The organism is Bacteroides oleiciplenus YIT 12058 (assembly GCF_000315485.1).
Taxonomy (GTDB): Bacteria; Bacteroidota; Bacteroidia; order Bacteroidales; family Bacteroidaceae; genus Bacteroides; species Bacteroides oleiciplenus.
In genome coordinates this window covers 634933-654988 of sequence record NZ_JH992944.1, presented here as the reverse complement: position 1 = coordinate 654988, position 20056 = coordinate 634933, and the positions used below count along the sequence as shown (strand labels likewise).

Here is a 20056-nt window from a genome sequence, read left to right as displayed (position 1 = left end):
TTTTAATGTTTAGGACAATGCATCATATATTGTTCGAGTAAATCCTCCATTTCTTTTGCAGGTAAAGACTCTATTAAACGGATATGCTTTCCTGTTCTTGTAGCTCTCCATGTATTATTACCTTCAGAGTCTACAGATATAACTCCCCGTTCACTGATATAATAAGGTGTATAGCCTTTTATGGCTACCCAAACGGTTGCCTGATCCCAACTCCATCTACCTTGTGGCTCTCCCTGCGACATGCTTAGTAAAAACACATCTTTTATAGGGTGATTTTCTACAGGCATCCGGCTAACCCGGCGACCAGTTATTATGTTGTAGCCAATCTCGAATCCACAGAAGATAATGTCTGTAGGCCAATGGCTCACAACGAAAGAAGAGGAGGAAGCGTCACAATATACATTATATTCTCGTCCTTCGGGGAATATTCCTGCCATGGAAACCAACTGTTTAACCTTTCTGCGTACAAGTTCTACTCCTGTTTCCGGTGAAAATTCGTCTCCTTTTGATTGTAGCAGTTCTTTTAGGTTGGAGAAAGCTCCGATGGTGCAGATTGTGACACTATTATCTGGTTGCGTGCATAAAATAGATCGATATACCTTAACAGCATCGGGGGCATCTGATGATTTTGCTATTCGGTGGGTATATTTCTGAGGCAAAACTTCAGTCCATTTCTTGTTGTGCGGGCATTCCAATGTGACAGCACTTTCTCCTTTAGCAACGCCAAGAGGAATATCAGGTCGTTTGAAGTATGTATTAATGATTTCAATACAAGGAATTGTTAATTCGGACTTATTAGACGATATAGTAGCCAGTATATCTACATATCCACTGTCTGCTAATGCATGCATCACTGCCATGGCACCCACGTCATCGTAGTCAGGTCCCAAGTCCGTATCTAAAATCAATCGGACCTTATCAGCATTAGTTATATTTGAAAGGCTACATCCACAAAGGAGAAGCAATAAGAAAGAGTATAAAATAAATCTTATTTTAGTCATAGCATACTGATTAAAATTCAATATTCAAAAGTAGGAAAAAATAAGCGATCCCCTTCTTTTTGAAGACGCTTAAAAATAAAAGAATCGTGCCGATTGATAACAAATTCCTGTTTTTGATAGTGGATACAGGAATTTGTTATTCTTTTGTGCTTTTCTGTTATCCTGTTTATAAAGAAACAGAGACTTTTGCATCAGTAACTTTTTAATTTAAAATATTATGAATAAACAACATGTTTTGCAAAGACGAATCATCTTCGGATTGCTATTCCTTGGTGGAGTAACTCTCTCCTATGCATCAACGGAAAAAGATCTCGGTTCTTCAACATCAGCCATTACACAACAGGCTGTAACTGTAAAAGGTTCTGTGAAGGATGCTGCCGGTGAAGCGATAATTGGAGCCTCTGTAGTAGTAGAAGGTACTACGAATGGTCTGATTACAGATGTAGACGGACATTTCTCTATTCAGGCATCAGTAGGACAAAATCTCGTAATTTCTTATATAGGTTATGAAACGCAAGTCGTGAAAATTGCCCGGGCAAACCAGCAAATTAATATTGTATTAAAAGAAAGCTCGGAGTTGATCGATGAAGTTGTGGTTGTGGCCTATGGTACGCAGAAAAAAGCCAATCTGACGGGAGCAGTATCTTCTGTAAAAGTCAATGATATTAAAGACATTCCGGTATCCAATACTTCCAGTTTGCTGCAAGGACGAATGAGTGGTGTTACCGTGAGTTCTTTCTCTGCGCAACCCGGTGCTGAGGGAGATGTGGAAATCCGTATCCGCGGTATAAACACTTTTGGTAACAGTAATCCTATGGTGCTGATTGACGGTGTGGAAGGAAGCCTCAACAGTGTTTCTCCGAATGATATTGAAAATATATCGGTATTGAAGGATGCAGCTTCCGCTTCTATATATGGTGTACGTGCTGCCAACGGTGTAGTCTTGGTTACAACGAAACGAGGAAATACAGACAAGAAGACACTGTCTTACAGCGGATCTTATGGTGTACAGAAAGCTACGGTTCTGCCTACATATATTAATTCATGGGATTGGGCTACTCTTTATAATGAGCAGAATGAGGCTATGGGAGATGTAACTACGAATTTTACTCCTGAAATGATTCAGCAAATGAAGGATGGATCGAGACCTGATTTGTTTGCCAATACCCGCTGGTCGGACAAAATATTCCGTTCTGCTCCTATCCAGACCCATCATTTGTCTATGTCGGGTGGTAATGCAACTTCTCATTATATGGGGTCGGTAGGATATATGGGACAGGATGGTATCATGGAAGGTACAAGTACTGACCGTTTTAACTTCCGCCTGAATGCTGACAGCAAGTTCATTGACATAATCACTTTAGGACTGAATGTTTCTGGTAACCATGAAGAAGTAGAGGAACCTACCATTGGTACTTACTATGTATTCGAACAGATGAAATGGCATTCCCGTCCTTCGGTACCTTATAAATACAGCAATGGTGAATGGGGATTTGTGGATGGTAACGATAAAATGCAGGCTATTAAGAATCCGGCTTATGCCACTACCATAACCTCAAAGAAGAAATACAGCCGTTTCGACGGTAAGGCTTTCCTGGAAATAGAACCGATCAAGAACCTGTCTATCAAGACCAGCTTTGCTTATCAATATAACCAATGGAACAGTATTGGTGCTGACCCTGCTTATATTCCTCAGGATTCGTATGGTAACCCTGTGGGAGGTAGTGGTAAGAATTATCTGACCGATGCTTATTATTCCGAGACTCAGTGGATCAACGAAAACCTTATTACTTATCACTTTGATGTGAACGGCCATGCTTTCAACTTCTTGCTGGGACAGTCTAACCAATATAATAATTTCCGTTCTACCACGGCAACAGGTGAAGATCTTCCGAGCGACAATATTACCGTATTGAACGGTGCTTTAAGTACTTCAGCCAAGGGAGATGCTGCCGAAGCTGCCTTGAGATCATTCTTTGGCCGTGTGAACTACAATTACAAGGATCGTTATTTGGCTGAATTCAACCTTCGTCGTGATGAGTCTTCCAGAATACCTAAAAAGAACCGTACCGGTTATTTCCCTTCTGTATCTGTAGGCTGGAATATTGCTCAAGAGGCTTTCATGGAGAAATATAGCTTTATCAGCCAGTTGAAACTAAGAGGTAGCTGGGGTGAACTGGGTAACCAGGAGATTGGTTACTATCCGTTTGCACAGTATATCGGTTTGGGTAATAACTATGTATGGGGTGATAACAAAGTTTCGGGTGTGGCTATTTCTTCATTGGCTAATCCTGACATTAAATGGGAAACAACCGCTACTACGGATATAGGTATAGATGCCGCTTTCCTGAACAACAAGATTACCCTTACTGCTGACTATTTCTACAAGAAGACTTCTGATATTTTGCTGCAATTGCCCATCCCCGGAATTGTGGGTATCTCTACTGAACCTTATGTGAATGCTGCATCGGTAAAGAATGAAGGCTGGGAATTTGCTTTAGGTTATAATGATCAATGGGGTGACTGGAAATTTGGTGCAAATGTCAACTTCAGTAAAGTGAAGAATGAGATTCTCGACCTGCACGGCAAAGACTCATGGATTACAGACTGGTCTATCAATCTGGAAGGACATCCTATCAATTCTTATTATGGTTATGTAGCCGATGGATTGTACCGTACACAGGCTGAAGTGGATGAAGCCAATGAAAAGAATTCTGTTGGCGGTGGTGCTCTGAAGTTGGGTGATGTCCGTTACAAGGATGTCAGCGGTCCGGAAGGCAAACCGGATGGAGTGGTGGATACTTACGACCGTACAGTGATCGGTAATCCATTCCCTGATTTTACTTACGGCTTTGGTTTGAATGCTGCTTACAAAGGATTTGATTTCTCTGCTTTCTTCCAGGGTGTAGCCGGTGTGGACCGTATTGTGATGGATTATCCTACTGTTTCGGGTAACGTTACGACGGCATTTCTGGATCGTTATTCTGAAAGTGCTAACCCTAACGGAAACTTCCCGCGTCTGGGCAATGGTGACTATAACAGCCAACCCTCTTCATTCTGGTTGAAAGATGCTTCTTACCTGCGTCTGAAGAACATTGAACTGGGATACTCCTTCAAACAAGAATGGATTCGTAAGGCGAAACTGGAACGCTTGAGAATATATGTTTCTGCACAGAATATCCTGACTATTACCGGCATTGACGATTATGATCCTGAAAAGTATGGAACCGATACTCGCGGTCATGCTTATCCTAATGCCAAGACATTCTCTGTAGGTTTAAACATTACATTATAATTTTAAATAAAGAAGATCATGAAAAAAATATATTATTCAGTTATTTTGTCATTAGCCTTTTCTCTCTTTTCCTGTTCAGACTTCCTGGATCGTGAATCTTTGTCAGAGTTGTCTAACGGTAACTTTTGGAATACAGAGGCTGATGCAACTAAAGCGTTGGTAGGTTGCTACGATGCTTTGCAAAGTGAAGGTAGCTTAGGATTCTGCTGGCCGGGTGGAAATACTTGTAGTTTGCGTGAACTGGAATTTGCTACGGATAACGGCTATTTTGCTTGGATTCCGTGGGTGGGACCTGATGTGATTACTACCAATACCATGAGTCCCACAGCAGCTGTTACTAAGGCTGTATGGAATGCTTCTTATGCAGGTATTGCACGATGCAACAATGTTATTGAAAAAGTACCGCAAATGCTGGAGAACGGTAAAATAGGTGAAGAAGCAGGTACAAGAATCGTTTGTGAGGCTAAGTTCATCAGAGCTTTGTTTTATAATCACCTGACCAGTTTGTACCGTGATGTTCCAAAGGTGTTTAATGTGTTGACTACTGAAACGAGCCAGGTACCTAAGTCGCAGAAATCAGAAATTGTAGCCGACATAATCAAAGACTTGAAAGACATTACTGCCGAAGGTATGCTACCCGTTACAGCTGATAGAGGCCGTGCTACCAGAGGTGCCGCATTGGGCTTACTGGCCCGTGTATACCTGTACAACGAGATGTATAAGGAGGCTGCCGATGCTGCCTTACAGGTTATTAACCTGAGTCAATATGAGATAGATCCGAATTACAGTACCCTGTTTACAGAAGCTGGTGGTGCCAGCAAAGAAATAGTATTTGCCATTCGCTTTAAAAATACCGACCAACAAAATGGTGAGGGTGGTTTCTTAGCTTATAACTACGGTTATCCGATGGAGTGGCAGTTGCCTTATCCGAATTTGGCAAACGATTTTTATTGCAAGGATGGCAAGCCTATTACTTCTTCGGGAATCTATGATCCGGATGATGATTCAACTCGCGACCCACGTTTGACATATACACTGATGACGAAGAATGGTGATACGTATGACGGCAAAGTCAGTGATGCATGGTGGTCCTGGAACAGTCCATTCCAATTGTTCATGCGTAAATATCAAAACCAGCCTACTACATGGGCTGCCGATAATCAGGATATGTATGTCATTCGCTATGCCGATGTACTGTTGATGCGCGCTGAAGCCTTGGCTAAGCAAAATACGGGTAAAGACGAAATTATGTCAATGGTGAACCAGGTGCGTCAGCGTGCCGATGTGATGATGCCGAAGGTGGAAGATGCCGAAGGCTCCAATCTCTCTTATGACCAATTGCTCGATGTGGTGAAGCATGAAAGAAGAGTGGAGCTAGCTTTGGAAGGTACCCGTTATTTTGACCTTATGCGCTGGAAAGAAATGGATAAAGCATACGAAAGATGCCGGGCAGACGGTGGGGCAGGTTCTCATATCTTCGATTCGTCAAAAGGATATGTATGGCCTATTCCTCAATCAGAGTTAGATAATAACAGAGCTTTGGTCCAGGCACCGGAATGGGGTGGTAAATAATTGAAATAAATTCCAGATAGAGGCTGGCCGGATGAAAATCCTGTCTGAAGGCCGGCCTTTGCTCTGCTAAATGTAATGATATGAGAAGTATATACAGCCTATTGTTTTTGCTAATAACGTTGGGATTGAGTAGTTGCAGTGAGAAGAAACCTACCCTTCGGGAACAATCTTTCGATGAGGAGTGGTTGTTCCATCGTGGAGATATTGTTGAAGGTGAGAGTTCAGATTTAGACGATTCACAATGGCGTCTGGTGAACCTCCCGCACGATTGGAGCATTGAAAATATTCCTGGAACAAACTCTCCTTTTACTGCCGATGCTGTCACCGAGGTTTCGGGAGGTTTTACTGTAGGTGGAACTGGCTGGTATAGAAAGCATTTCTATGTGGATGCAGCTGAGAAAGGAAGATGTATTGCTGTCGCTTTCGATGGAGTTTATATGAATGCAGACATTTGGGTGAATGATCGCCATGTAGCCAATCATGTTTATGGATATACTGCATTCGAACTGGATATAACAGACTATGTGCGATTTGGAGAAAAAAATCTGATAGCTGTTCGCGTAAAGAATGAAGGTCTGAACTGTCGTTGGTATACAGGTTCGGGGATATACAGGCATACTTTCCTGAAGATAACCAATCCGTTGCATTTTGAAACTTGGGGGACGTTTGTAACTACACCTGTTGCCACAGCAAATAAAGCGGAGGTATGTGTACAAAGTATTCTGGCAAATACAGAAAAGTCAACCGGGAAAGTGATTCTGGAAACACAGATTGTAGATAAGGAGAACCGTACTGTAGCTCGGAAAGAACAACAGGTAACATTGGATAACGAAGGAAAAATAGAGGTTGGACATACGTTGGAAGTGGTTTCTCCGCAATTATGGTCTACAGACAATCCCTACTTATATAAAGTTGTAAACCGTCTTCTGCAAGACAATAAAATAATAGATGAGGAATGTATTTCAATAGGTATACGCAGTATTGCATTTAGTGCAGAGAATGGTTTTCAACTGAATGGTAAATCCATGAAATTAAAAGGCGGATGTATTCATCATGACAATGGCCTTTTGGGTGCAAAGGCTTTTGACCGGGCAGAGGAAAGGAAAATTGAATTATTGAAGGCGGCTGGTTTCAATGCGCTACGCTTATCCCACAATCCTCCCTCAACTGCTTTGCTCAATGCCTGCGACCGTTTAGGTATGTTGGTGATAGATGAGGCTTTTGATATGTGGCGACAAGGTCATTACAAGGATGATTACGGACAGTACTTTGATAAGTTATGGAAAGAAGATCTGCATAGCATGGTTGCACGTGATAGAAATCACCCTTGTGTTATTATGTGGAGTATCGGTAATGAAATCAAAAACAAAGAAACTGCTGAAGTGGTAGAGGTATGCAGGGAGTTGACAGGTTTTGTGAAGGCACTTGATATAACGCGTCCCGTTACGGCGGGAGTTAACTCTATTGTTGATGCGACGGATGATTTTCTGGACACCCTGGATGTTTGTGGTTATAATTACTGTTTAAACCGTTATGAATCGGATGCTAAACGTCACCCGGACCGCATTATTTATGCTTCGGAGTCCTACGCATCCCAGGCTTATGATTATTGGAAAGGAGTAGAAAACCATTCATGGGTGATCGGTGATTTTATCTGGACTGCTTTTGATTATATTGGTGAGGCAAGTATCGGCTGGTGTGGGTATCCGCTTGATAAACGTATTTTTCCTTGGAATCATGCCAATTGCGGCGATTTGAATCTTTCGGGCGAACGTCGTCCCCAATCCTATTTGCGTGAAACGTTATGGAGTGAGACACCGGTATCCCATATTGTAGTGACGCCTCCTGTTCCTTCTTTCCCTTTGAATCCGGATAAGGCGGATTGGAGTGTATGGGATTTCCCGGATGTTGTAGATTATTGGAATTTCCCGGGATATGAAGGGAAAAAGATGACAGTATCTGTATACTCCAATTGTGAACAGGTTGAACTGTTCCTGAATGGGGAATCTTTAGGAAAGCAAGAAAATACTGCCGATAAGAAAAATACGCTTACCTGGGAAGTCCCTTATGCTCATGGTATATTGAGGGCCGTAAGTTATAATAAAGGCAAAGAAGTGGGTGCTGCAACATTGGAAAGTGCCGGTAAGATTGAAAAGATCAGATTATCTGCGGACAGAACGGAAATCGTAGCTGATGGTAATGATCTAAGTTATATCACATTAGAATTGGTAGATAGTAAAGGCATTAGAAATCAGTTGGCTGAAGAATTGGTCGAGTTTTCAATAGAAGGAGATGCTACGATTGAAGGAGTGGGCAATGCCAACCCTATGAGCATAGAAAGTTTCGTAGCCAGCAGCCGGAAGACGTGGCGCGGAAGCAACCTGTTGGTGGTACGTTCCGGTAAAACGTCTGGTAAGGTTATTGTAACGGCAAAGGTACAAGGGCTTCCGGTGGCTGATATTACTATAAATCAGAGAAGTAAATAAAGACGTTTACAATAGGAAAGTGGATTTTGGCGGGTAATGAAGAATATTCCCGGATTATATCAAAACCGGATGTAAAACTTACCTTTTACCTACCTTCTCCTTGTTATATAGAAGGAGCATGTAAGGAGTAGGTAGGGAGTAGGTAAGGAGAATGTAAGGAGTAGGTCTGACGAAAATAGGAGATAATATGAAGTTGAAAGTATTAGTAAAACGATATGTATTTGTCATTGTAAGCTCGTTGATTGTCTCAGCATGCAGTCAGGGCACGGATTGTTCCGTACGAAAGATTAAGTTTGATCAGGATTGGAAATTCTATCTCGGTCAAATGGAAGATGCGGCAAAAGAATCTTACGATGATTCGGAATGGCGGGTATTAAATCTGCCACATGACTGGAGCGTAGAACCTTTTTCCGGTTCGGATGGCTTATCGGTAGGCCCTTTCTCCAAAGAAAGTGCCGGAGGTTTTGCTACCGGACAAACCGTAGGTGGTGAAGGATGGTATAGAAAATCATTTACTATTGACCGTAAAGATACTCACAAACTTCATTCTCTTTATTTTGAAGGAGTCTATGCGCAGTCCGAAGTGTGGGTGAACGGACAAAAAGTGAATTTCAATGCGTATGGATATTCGTCCTTCAAATGTGATATTACTTCGTATTGCCATCCGGCAGGTGAAGTGAACACTATTGCTGTGAAGGTAACGAATGAGGGAAAAAATTCCCGTTGGTATGCCGGTTCAGGTATCTATCGGCATGTATGGTTAATAAAGACCGATTCTGTTCATTTGGATGAATGGGCGGTTGCCGTACGTACTGCAAAGGTGACCGGTGATGAGGCTACATTAGCTATAGAGGCGGATGTGCTTAATGAAAAGGCGGAGAATACAGGAATAAATATGATGGTTACGATTATTTCTCCTGATGGTGAAGAGGTAGGAATGAAAGAGCAAACAGTGAGTGTCGACGCGGCTGGTAAGCAGACGGTTGCTTTCTCTTTGCCGGTGAAACAGGCGAAGCTATGGTCGGTTGATACTCCGCATTTGTATGAAGCGAAAATTTTGATCCGTTCCGGGCATGAGGTGTTGGATCAAATATCTGTTCCTTTTGGCATCCGTACTATTTCCTTCAGTGCAAAGGAAGGATTTAAGTTGAATAATTTGCCCCTGAAACTGAAAGGTGGCTGTATACACCATGATAATGGTTTGTTGGGGGCTGCTTCGTTGGATAGGGCAGAGGCACGCAAAATAGAATTGTTGAAGGCAAATGGATATAATGCGGTCAGATGTGCTCACAATCCTCCGGCGGAAGCTTTTCTCAGAGCTTGCGACGAACAAGGTATGTTGGTGATTGATGAGGCTTTTGACCATTGGCAAAAAGAAAAGAATCCTCAGGACTATCATCGTTTCTTCGATGAATGGAACGAAAAAGATATTTCGGCAATGGTGCTGAGAGACCGGAACCATCCGTCTGTCATCATGTGGAGTATCGGAAATGAAATTCAGGAACGTTCGGATGATGCCGGTATGGAGATTGCTGAAAGATTGAGAAATATAGTGAAAAAATTAGACCCTTCACGTCCGGTAACTGCTGCTATCAACGATTATTGGGATAATCCGCAACTGAAGTGGAAGGAAGATGCTGCAAAGGCCATGCAACATTTGGATGTGGCAGGATACAATTATATGTGGTACGAATATGAGAATGATCATCAGAAAGATCCCTCACGTATCATATATGGTAGTGAGACTGTTGCGCAGGAAGCTGCTGTAAACTGGAATCTGGTGGAAAAGCATCCGTATATCATTGGTGATTTTGTATGGACTGCCCTTGATTATCTGGGTGAAGCAGGAATAGGCCATACACTGGAACTGAGTAAAGGCGAGAAGAATCCCCAGTTTATGGGTTGGCCCTGGTATAACGCATGGTGTGGAGATATTGATATCTGTGGAGAAAAGAAACCGCAATCCTATTACCGGGATATTATCTGGAAGGAAAGGGAAATTACAATGGCGGTACAGCCTTTGCCGGCTGCCGGGAAAACAGAAGATGTGAGCTATTGGGGGTGGAAGAACGAATCGCTTAGCTGGAACTGGAAAGGGCTGGAAGGCAAACCTGTAAAAGTGAATGTTTATAGTCGTGCACCTAAGGTAAGACTCTATCTTAATAATGAATTGCTGGGTGAGCAAGAAGTTTCAAAGAAAGACTATACGGCTACGTTTATAGTCAACTATCAGCCGGGTGAACTGAAAGCAGTGGCTACCTATGCCAGCAGTGAATCTTCATGCGCTATTCTAAGAACAACCGGTGCTCCGGTGCAGATACGTTTAATCGCAGACCGCAAGGTGATTAAAGCGGATAGGGACGATCTGGCGTATGTTACTGTTGAATTGATTGATAAAGAGGGCAGGGTAGTATCTGATGCTGACATGAAAGTGGCTTTAAGTGTTGTGGGTAATGGTATTATCAGGGGATCGGGAAATGCATGTCCTACAGATATGGAAAGTTTCCGCTCCTTATCACCTAAAACCTATAAAGGTAAGGCAATGGCTATATTGCAGCCGGATGGAAATGCAGGTGAAATAACCTTGAATGTTTCAGCAAAGGGGATGAAAGGGGCATCGGTTACAATTAAGACGGTGGATCGGATGTCGGCTAAGCAACAGGGAAAAGATATCGTAACTCCCGGCAGTATTTGGAAAGATACGGATGGAAATCCGATAAATGCACATGGGGGAGGTATTCTCTACCATGAAGGTACTTACTATTGGTATGGTGAATTTAAAGGTGATTCTACCTATCGCCTGGACTGGGTTAAAACCTGGGAGTGTTGGCGGGCTGAAGCCGGAGGGGTGGCTTGCTATTCATCCAAGAATCTGACAGACTGGAAATTTGAGGGTAAGGTTCTGCCTACGGTAGATGACGATCCAACTTCAGATCTTCACCCTTCGCAAGTGATAGAGCGCCCGAAGGTCATCTATAATGAGAAAACCGGTAAGTTTGTAATGTGGATGCATATTGAAAGTCCTGATTATGAAAAGGCACATGCCGGGGTAGCGGTCTGTGACTCACCGACAGGAACTTTCACTTATCTGGGCTCTTTTAAACCGAATGGGGCAGACAGCCGTGATCAGACTATTTTCAAGGATGATGATGGAAAGGCTTATCATATCTGCTCGTCAGAATGGAACAGTACCTTATATATCAGTTTGTTGACTGATGATTATACAAAACCTTCAGGAACTTATGTCCGGAGATTTATCGGACAATCCCGGGAAGCTCCTGCGGTCTTTAAGCGAAACGGTCACTATTATATGCTCTCATCCGGTTGCACCGGTTGGGACCCGAATAAAGCTAAATGGGCTGTATCCGATTCAATGATGGGAGTTTGGGAACTGAAAGATACCCCCTGTTTGGGGCGTGATGCCGATAAGACATTTTATGCCCAAAGTACCTATGTACTCCCCATTGAAGGGATGCAGGATCAATTTGTCGCTATGTTTGACAGGTGGAATAAAACGGATTTAATAAATTCACGGTATGTCTGGTTACCGGTTGAATTCGATGGAGACAGACCACTTATTCGCTGGACGGATCAGTGGAGTACTCAAACAATGGAAGCAGTTTATTAACCTAATAATGTAATACAAATGAAAAAAATAGGCTTCTTATTTATCGGATTTTGCCTGCTTACAAACTTATCGGCACAGAAAGTTTATAAGCTGGATGCTTCGGATGTCATGGAAGCACCTTTGTGCGGTCATCTGAAGATGGGAAATTCGGGGCCTAAGGAGAAGGCAATAGAAATCAACAGTCTGTATATGACTCTGGGTGGGAAACCGATCCTGCCTGTTATGGGAGAATTGCATTTCTCGCGTATTCGTAAGGATTTGTGGGAAGACCGTATCTTGAAAATGAAAGCTTGCGGTATCAATATTATCTCTACTTATCTGTTCTGGAATCATCACGAAGAGATAGAAGGTCAGTTTGAGTGGGAGAATGAGAAGGATTTGCGCAGTTTTATTAAGTTATGCCGGAAACATGGATTGTTTGTAGTTCCGAGACTGGGACCCTGGTCGCATGGAGAAGCGCGTAATGGAGGGACACCCGACTGGATCTTACAGAAAAAATATCTGAAAGACCGTTCAAATGATGTGGTTTATCAGAATTATGTGAAACGTTATTTTGCCCAGATAGCTTATCAACTGAAAGGGCTTTACTATAAAGATGGCGGGAATATCATAGGCATCCAGTTGGAAAACGAATATTGGTATGGAAAGGAGGGTGAACCGCATATCCAGTGGCTGAAAGATACAGCTCTGGAAAATGGCATTGATGTCCCGATGTATACGGTTACGGGCTGGGGAGACGGTTCTGTTCCTCCTTTTGAGGTGATTCCTTTATGGGGAGGATATGCAGATGCTCCATGGGTGGAACATGTAGGAAAAGAATACCAGCCGGGAAACTTCCTGTTCGATTCGTTCCGTGATAATGAGAATATCGGCAACGATCAGATAAAACGGCAAGATGTGTATATGACGTACGAAAAGTATCCCTTCTTTACTTGTGAAATGGGAGTGGGGGTACAAAATACCTATCACAGGAGGCTCAGCATCGATCCTTTGGACGGGATGGGTATGATGATTGCCAAACTTGGTTCGGGGTCTAATCTGCTGGGATATTATATTTTTGCCGGTGCCACTCAGTTTACGGGTAAACTATGGTCTACTGAGGAAGAACAATTGAAAACTGGGTATTGGAGTCGGTTGCCGGTGAAGTCTTATGATTTTCAGGCTGCTATCCGCGAATCAGGAGAAATAGCGGAATCTTATAAGAAGGTGAAAAAACTGCATTACTTTGTCAATGAGTTTGAGAAAGACCTGGCTCCCATGATGCCTGTTATCCCGAAATGGGAAGAAGATGGGTTACAGGTGTCTGTACGCTCTAATAATGAAACCGGCTATATGTTTGGAATCAATTATTCCCGTTATCATCCGAAGAAGGCACAGAAGAGTGTGAAGTTTGAGGTGAAACTGAAAGATAAAATGCTTCGTTTTCCTCAGAAAGGTATTGAAATGCAGGATAGTACGGTCTTTATCTGGCCCTTGAATGTGGAACTTGATGCTATGCGCCTGAATTATGCCACGGCACAATTGATGGGAAGCGTTGATAATTGCTATCTGTTTTTCCAGAACAGGCAAATTCCCGTGGAGCTATCTTTTGATAAATCGACTGTGAAAGGAGTGGAGGCAAATCGGGCTAAGATAAAAGAGGAAAGTGATAGTTGGATTGTTAACGGACTGAATTCGGGAAAAGATTGTGTACTTAAGGTACAATTGCAGAATGGAGAAGAAAAGTATGTTGTCATTCTGACAGAAAAAGAGGCTGATAACTGCTGGTTATTGGAACAAGATGGAAAGAAGGTATGCTATATTTCTGATGCGGATTTATACAGTTCACTTGGAGATGTTTATATTTTCTCTACTGATAAGAAGGCTGCTTATTATAAGTTGAAGACGGGTATGAATCCGCGATTTGAACAGAAAGCGGTTATTTTCAATCAGCCGCAAATGGATATTCGTATTCAGCCTAAGGGCATCCTGGAAGAGGCAAAATGGTTGGAAACAGCAAACTTTCATGGGATTGAACCTTATCAGCAGCGTTATCGCCGTTTCTTCTTTAAGGAATTCAATCTGGATAATCCTTCGAAGATCAAGAAAGTCACTTTGTTTATGTATCCGGAGTCGAAATGTATACTCAATCTGAATGATACTTGGGTAAATCAGGAAATAAAACCAAACCAGTTAAATGAAATAGACCTTACAGGATATGCCAGGAAGGGTGTCAATTTGTTGTTTGCAAGTTTTCCATTTGTTGAGGGGAAGAAGCAATTTGCTGCACGTGTTATTGTGGAATACTATAATTATGACAGGATTGAATTTAGTACCGACTCTTCCTGGCTGTCGACGGACTATTACTCCAATCCTTCACTTACACGGGAATTTCCGCAACCGATGATGCCGATGGTGGTGGATAAACCGGGATATGCCGACGGTATTGCTTATAATACATTCAAAGAGTGGAGGCTACAAGTGCCGACAGATGCATTGGAGAAACTGAATAATATTTATATGCGTATCAGTTATTCCGGTGATAAGGCGGAAATCTATAACGGATATATGCTTTCGGATGATGATTATAACAGTCATGCCACCTGGACGGTAGGTTTGAACCGGCAGGAACATTCTGTAGAGGGGAAAGAGTTGACGCTTGTGATTTATAAACTGGATAAAGACGAGAAAATCTTTTTTGACTTACCGGCAAACGGAACTGATGAGCAGGCTGATGTGAAAAAGGTTGAATTTGATTTTGAATGTTTACAAAAGATAGACTGATAAAATGAAACGACTCAATGTTATCTTGTTTCTCCTGGCTTTGGCTGTTTTAACAGTTGAGGCAAAGGATTTGAAGGTTGCCGGTATTTTCGGCGATAATATGGTGCTACAGCAAAAGACGGTCACACCGATATGGGGATGGGCAGATACCGGGACGACAGTCACAGTGACTTCATCGTGGAACGACAAGAGTTATTCCGCCAAAGCAGGGAGAGATGGTACGTGGAGAATTATGCTTCATACACCGGAAGCAGGAGGTCCCTATGCATTAACCATAACGGGAGGTAAGACTATAACTTTCAGTGATATATATATAGGCGAGGTTTGGTTAGCAAGTGGGCAATCAAATATGGCTATGCAGCTGAAAGAATGTTATGAATCTACCAAAGCTATTCTGACTTCTCAAAAAAGTAATATTCGTTTTATAAATGTGCCTCCACTTGGCAGTTATAAACCACTTACGGATATAAAAGCGGATTGGGTGGTGGCTGCTCCGGAAAATGTAGGAGATTGTAGTGCGGTTGCATGGTATTTTGCTCATTTTATTCAGGAGAATCTTGGGGTTCCGGTTGGTATTATTAATGCAAGCTTTGGTGGTTCCGTTGTTGAAACCTGGATGAGCCGTGAAACTTGTCAGACACTGGGTGATATTTCTGTTCCGGAAGTGAGTGATGGTACTACAGGGTGGGAGGCCAATATACCTACTACCATGTATAATGGAATGTTGAACCCCATTGTCGGTTATGGCATACAGGGTTGTATCTGGTATCAGGGAGAATCAAATGTATATAATGTTTCTCAATATTCGGATCGGCTGGTTGCTATGGTAGCTGAATGGAGACGGAAGTGGGGAAGAAATTTTCCGTTCTATTTCACGCAAATAGCTCCTTTTGATTATACTACATGGAATGTTCCAAGTGAGGTAGGTGAGCATGTAGGTGCTTATCTGCGTGATGAACAGAGAAAAAGCATGGATCGAATTGAGAATAGTGGTATGGCGGTCATTTTGGATGTGGGAGAAGTAGAACAAATTCATCCGGTACGCAAAGAGAAAGTTGGCGAACGTTTAGGATTGATGGCATTAGCTGAAGTGTATGATACGAAGGGATTTGAATATAAGAGTCCGGTTTTTGAAAGAATGGAAGTCGATGGGGATAAAGCTGTGATTTTTTTTAAAGATTTATATTATGGACTAACGAGTTATGGAAAGCCCCTGCATTTATTTGAAATAGCAGATGAGAGTAAAGTTTTTCATCCGGCTGAAGCGTATGTAGATGAAGAAAGAGATGTTGTAATAGTGTCTTCTAAATATGTGAGGAATCCGAAAGCAGTTAGATATGCCTTTAAAAATTATGTAGAACCGGAACTATTCAGTCTTAGCGGGCTTCCGGTATCTTCTTTTCGGACAGACAATTGGTAATAATAAACTTTAAAATAATATGTATATGAAAAATATAAAGACAATACTTTGTGGAGGTTTGGTTGCAATGTTAGTTTCCTGCTCTTCGCAGATGACAACGACTAATTATTATTTTGATTCTGTAAATGGTGACGATGCTAATAATGGAACCTCTGTAGGGACTCCTTTTAAGTCTTTGGCAAAGCTTCAGTCTTTAACTCTAAAAGGTGGAGACAGTATTTTGTTGAAATCCGGTGCTGTATTTACGGAGAAACTTTTGCTTTCCTGTTGTGGAGAGGAGAATAATCCTGTCGTACTGGGCAAATATGGAGGATTGGAAAAACCGCATATAAAAGGAAATGGAGCTGATACAGCTGCTGTTCATATATTGAACTCAGAGAATCTGGTGATACGCGATCTTGAAATTTCTAATAAAGGCGATGTTCCGAAAGCTGGTTTACTGGGCTTGTGGGTAGAGTTGGATAAGTTTGGAGAATCACATAATATGGTCATTGATGACTTGTACGTGCACGATGTATATGGAAGTACGGTGATAGAGAAAGGTGGCGGTATAGGAATTTGCATTCAGAATGGCCGGGATAATGACAGTATTCTGAATCGATTTGTTGGAATGACTATTGAGAATTGCTATCTGAAAGATTGCCAAAGAGATGGAATTAAGTTTAGGGGGTACTGGATCAGGAAGCAGTGGAATCCTAATTTGGGAGTAGTCGTCAGGAAGAATGTATTGGATGGAGTGCCGGGTGACGGTATTGTTCTGGCTGGTTGCGATGGTGGATTGATAGAATATAACGTGATGAAGAATTGCCCGAAAACACTGCCCGAATCGGAAGCTTGCGATGGAATATGGCCTTGGTGCAGCGATAATACATTGGTACAGTTTAATGTAGTAAGTGATCACAAATCTATCATAGACGGGTATGCTTATGATTCGGACTGGGGATGTCGGAACTCGGTATTCCAGTATAATCTGAGTTATAATAATGATGGCGGCTTCATGTTGGTAATTGGTACGGATGGTTGGCCGGAAGCCTGGTGTGTGAATGGGAATATTGAAACCAAGGTGCGTTACAATGTCAGTATAAATGATGGACTACGCAATTATCTGACTAATGCCAGCCATAAAGACGCCTATTTTAGTCCTGCAATGCATTTCACTGGATATACTCAGAACACATTGGTAGAGAATAATCTGTTTTACCTGTTTCCAAAACCGGAGCCACAGATAGACCGTACGCTTTTCCATTTCACTAAGCATGATTCATCTTATGGGAAAGGAGATGTCTTTAAGAACAATTATATTTATGCTCCGGAGGTGACTGTAGCTGTAAAAGAGGAAAAGGCAGTGGGTAACCAATATTTCGGAAATGTATATATCGGTAGTTTGAAAACCCCTGCCACCGGTTTTACAAAGCAGGAAGGAACTTTCAATAAATCACTTTGGTATAATGCGGAAGATAAGAATTGGGATATTCTTCTTGATTTTTTGAAGGATAAAACTGTACCTGTTAATGGTAAAGAACTGAAAGTACTTGATATAATCGGAGCTAATTGAAATAGAATCTTAAATCATTAAAATACTTTAGATATGAGTTTATTCAAATTATGTGTAGCAAATCTAGTGGCATTATTCTGGGTGGTAGTTCCTGCTGTCATGGGTGCCAATATTATACCTCAACCTTCTTATGTACAAGAGAAGCAAGGTACGTTCGATTTAGCTCATAACAACAATATTCTATATGCCGGTAAACATCCGGAAGTAAATCAGATAATTGATAACTTTATGGAGCAAGTGTTGGGAGACTATGGTTTGAGTTTGCAAGCAAACAAGTCTAAAAAGGCCGGCATATTACTGCAAGATAAAAAATCCTTGGATGAAGAAGCATATGAACTTTCTGTTGCTGCCAATAAAGTGGTAATTAAGGCATCTGCACCTGCCGGTTTTTTTTATGCTCTCCGCACTGTTAATCAGTTGATTCTGGCGGATGAAAATCATACTTCACTTCCTTGCATCCTTGTGAAAGATGCACCTCGTTTTTCTTACCGGGGATTCTTGATTGATGCGGGGCGCTATTATTTACCTTTGAAAGATGTGAAAAAAGCTATTGACCTGGCTGCTAATTATAAGTTGAATCGTTTTCACTGGCATCTGACCGATGATCAGGGATGGCGGTTGGAGATAAAAAAATATCCGCGTCTTACCGAAAAAGGCTCTGTACGTTCTAATTCGACTATTGGCACCTGGGATCAATATTATCCTCGTCATTATGATGGAAAAGAACATTCAGGATACTATACGCAAGATGAAATTCGTGATATTGTGAGATATGCAGCTGACAGGCAAATTACAATTGTTCCTGAGATTGAAATGCCGGGGCACGCCTTGGCGGCTTTGAGCGTTTATCCGGAATATGCATGCAGTTTTCATTCTTCACTTGATTTGATGGCAGGAGCCGGCATTTCCGATCAGGTGTATTGTCCCAAACCTCAGACATTTCGGTTTATAAAGGATATTCTTACAGAAGTTGCAAGCTTGTTTCCCGGAGAATATATTCATATTGGCGGTGATGAATGCCCTAAAACATCCTGGGAGCAATGTGAGGATTGCCAGGCTTTGATAAGGAAAGAAAGTCTGAAAGACGAGTTTGAACTTCATGCTTATTTTATTCAGCAGGTTGAGAAGATTGCGGAAGGTCTTGGACGAAAGCTGATTGGTTGGGATGAGGTTCTGGAAGGAGGACTTCCTCTGAAAGCTACGGTAATGTCGTGGAGAGGGGAAGCGGGAGGCATAAAGGCTGCTCAATTGGGTAATAATGTGATTATGACTCCTAATACTTATTGTTATCTGGATTATTATCAGGAGAATCCGGAATTTGCTCCTTTAGCTATCGGTGGATTTATATCATTGGAACAGGTATATGATTACGAACCTATTCCAGAGGCACTTACTGCGGAAGAAGCTAAACATATTATGGGGATTCAGGGAAATATATGGGGAGAATATGTTGCTACTATTGAGAAATTTGAATATATGGCATTTCCCCGCCTGCTTGCCATTGCAGAAGTGGCTTGGAGCCAGCCTGGAAATAAAAACCGGGAACTTTTTATTTCTCATCTGAAGAAAGAGTTTTCTTTTTTCCGGAAAAGGAATGTCAATACATGCCGTGAATATTTCAGACCTCGTATTCAGGGAGGTTGGGATAGTGAGAAAGGAATGTATGCGGTTACACTTGAGACTATATGCCCTGATGCTGATATTCGCTACACATTGGATGGTTCGGAACCTACGGTGGAATCGGATATCTATGAAGGCCCGGTTTATTTGACAGAGAATACTTGTGTGAAAGCTGTGGTGACAGATAAAGATAATCAGATATTAGAAGCTCCGACGGTGAAGAACTTTCTGGTGAATAAAGCAACGGGATGTACTTATACACTTTCCACCGATGCCTGGAGTCTGGATTGGTATCCGGTGAAGCCTACTCTGTTTACGGATGGTGTGCAAGGTTTTACTCCCTCAAATTACGAATGGGCGGCTATCGCTTCCGGTGTAGAAATTGTGATTGATCTGAAGAAGAATACAACAGTATCCGGAGTTCGCTTCGGCACTATGGTTGCTCCTATAAACAGTACACTTCCGGCTAAGTCTATGATATGTTATCTTTCAAAAGATGGCAAGGAATTCCGGCAGATAGGAGAAAGTACCTTCTCATATCCTGTATACAAAGGAGAGAAAGAGATCTATCATAATTATGTGAAGACGGACAAGAAAGACGGACGATACTTGAAGCTTGTGATAAACGGGCAAACTGAATTACCCGAAGATTACCCTTATCCGAATGCTTTGCCTTCGATTGCATTAGATGAAATAGAAGTTTTCTAATAAGAAGT

9 protein-coding genes are annotated in these 20056 nt (G+C 42.0%); 8 read left to right on the top strand and 1 reads right to left on the bottom strand.

Annotation, left to right across the window (positions count from 1 at the left end; genetic code table 11):
• Positions 1–2 precede the first annotated feature (2 nt).
• Positions 3–1001, bottom strand: coding sequence for a nucleoside hydrolase (locus HMPREF9447_RS22095; protein WP_009132014.1), 999 nt, complete (start codon positions 999–1001; stop codon positions 3–5).
• A gap of 217 nt (positions 1002–1218) precedes the next feature.
• On the opposite strand from HMPREF9447_RS22095, the gene HMPREF9447_RS22090 reads away from it, so the two are divergent.
• The 8 genes from HMPREF9447_RS22090 (at position 1219) to HMPREF9447_RS22055 (ending at position 20048) form a co-directional block, all read left to right on the top strand.
• The gene (locus HMPREF9447_RS22090; protein ID WP_009132012.1) at positions 1219–4296 is read left to right on the top strand and encodes a SusC/RagA family TonB-linked outer membrane protein; all 3078 of its coding nucleotides are present in this window, start codon (positions 1219–1221) and stop codon (positions 4294–4296) included.
• An 18-nt stretch (positions 4297–4314) separates the two neighbouring features.
• Complete coding sequence (locus HMPREF9447_RS22085; protein WP_009132011.1) at positions 4315–5868, top strand: RagB/SusD family nutrient uptake outer membrane protein; 1554 nt, start codon at positions 4315–4317, stop codon at positions 5866–5868.
• An 80-nt stretch (positions 5869–5948) separates the two neighbouring features.
• Positions 5949–8354 carry a glycoside hydrolase family 2 TIM barrel-domain containing protein gene (locus HMPREF9447_RS22080; protein ID WP_009132010.1) on the top strand — a complete coding sequence of 802 codons (2406 nt, stop codon included), beginning with the start codon at positions 5949–5951 and terminating at the stop codon, positions 8352–8354.
• A gap of 187 nt (positions 8355–8541) precedes the next feature.
• Positions 8542–11982: a glycoside hydrolase family 2 TIM barrel-domain containing protein gene (locus tag HMPREF9447_RS22075; protein WP_009132009.1), complete on the top strand. Its 3441-nt coding sequence runs from the start codon at positions 8542–8544 to the stop codon at positions 11980–11982.
• 18 nt (positions 11983–12000) lie between these two features.
• Positions 12001–14745 (top strand): beta-galactosidase, encoded by a 2745-nt coding sequence (locus HMPREF9447_RS22070; protein WP_009132008.1) that lies wholly within the window; start codon positions 12001–12003, stop codon positions 14743–14745.
• A 4-nt stretch (positions 14746–14749) separates the two neighbouring features.
• The gene (locus HMPREF9447_RS22065) at positions 14750–16165 is read left to right on the top strand and encodes a sialate O-acetylesterase (RefSeq protein ID WP_009132007.1); all 1416 of its coding nucleotides are present in this window, start codon (positions 14750–14752) and stop codon (positions 16163–16165) included.
• A gap of 25 nt (positions 16166–16190) precedes the next feature.
• Positions 16191–17720, top strand: a complete 1530-nt coding sequence (locus tag HMPREF9447_RS22060) for a right-handed parallel beta-helix repeat-containing protein (protein ID WP_244267658.1) — start codon at positions 16191–16193, stop codon at positions 17718–17720.
• A 33-nt stretch (positions 17721–17753) separates the two neighbouring features.
• Entirely contained in the window at positions 17754–20048 is a 2295-nt protein-coding gene (locus tag HMPREF9447_RS22055) for a beta-N-acetylhexosaminidase (protein WP_009132005.1), read from the top strand.
• The last annotated feature ends 8 nt before the right edge of the window (positions 20049–20056 follow it).

Coding starts and splice junctions, on each gene's coding strand:
- HMPREF9447_RS22095 (WP_009132014.1), bottom strand. CDS start 1,001: ATGACTAAAATAAGATTTATTTTATACTCTTTCTTATTGCTTCTCCTT.
- HMPREF9447_RS22090 (WP_009132012.1), top strand. CDS start 1,219: ATGAATAAACAACATGTTTTGCAAAGACGAATCATCTTCGGATTGCTA.
- HMPREF9447_RS22085 (WP_009132011.1), top strand. CDS start 4,315: ATGAAAAAAATATATTATTCAGTTATTTTGTCATTAGCCTTTTCTCTC.
- HMPREF9447_RS22080 (WP_009132010.1), top strand. CDS start 5,949: ATGAGAAGTATATACAGCCTATTGTTTTTGCTAATAACGTTGGGATTG.
- HMPREF9447_RS22075 (WP_009132009.1), top strand. CDS start 8,542: ATGAAGTTGAAAGTATTAGTAAAACGATATGTATTTGTCATTGTAAGC.
- HMPREF9447_RS22070 (WP_009132008.1), top strand. CDS start 12,001: ATGAAAAAAATAGGCTTCTTATTTATCGGATTTTGCCTGCTTACAAAC.
- HMPREF9447_RS22065 (WP_009132007.1), top strand. CDS start 14,750: ATGAAACGACTCAATGTTATCTTGTTTCTCCTGGCTTTGGCTGTTTTA.
- HMPREF9447_RS22060 (WP_244267658.1), top strand. CDS start 16,191: ATGAAAAATATAAAGACAATACTTTGTGGAGGTTTGGTTGCAATGTTA.
- HMPREF9447_RS22055 (WP_009132005.1), top strand. CDS start 17,754: ATGAGTTTATTCAAATTATGTGTAGCAAATCTAGTGGCATTATTCTGG.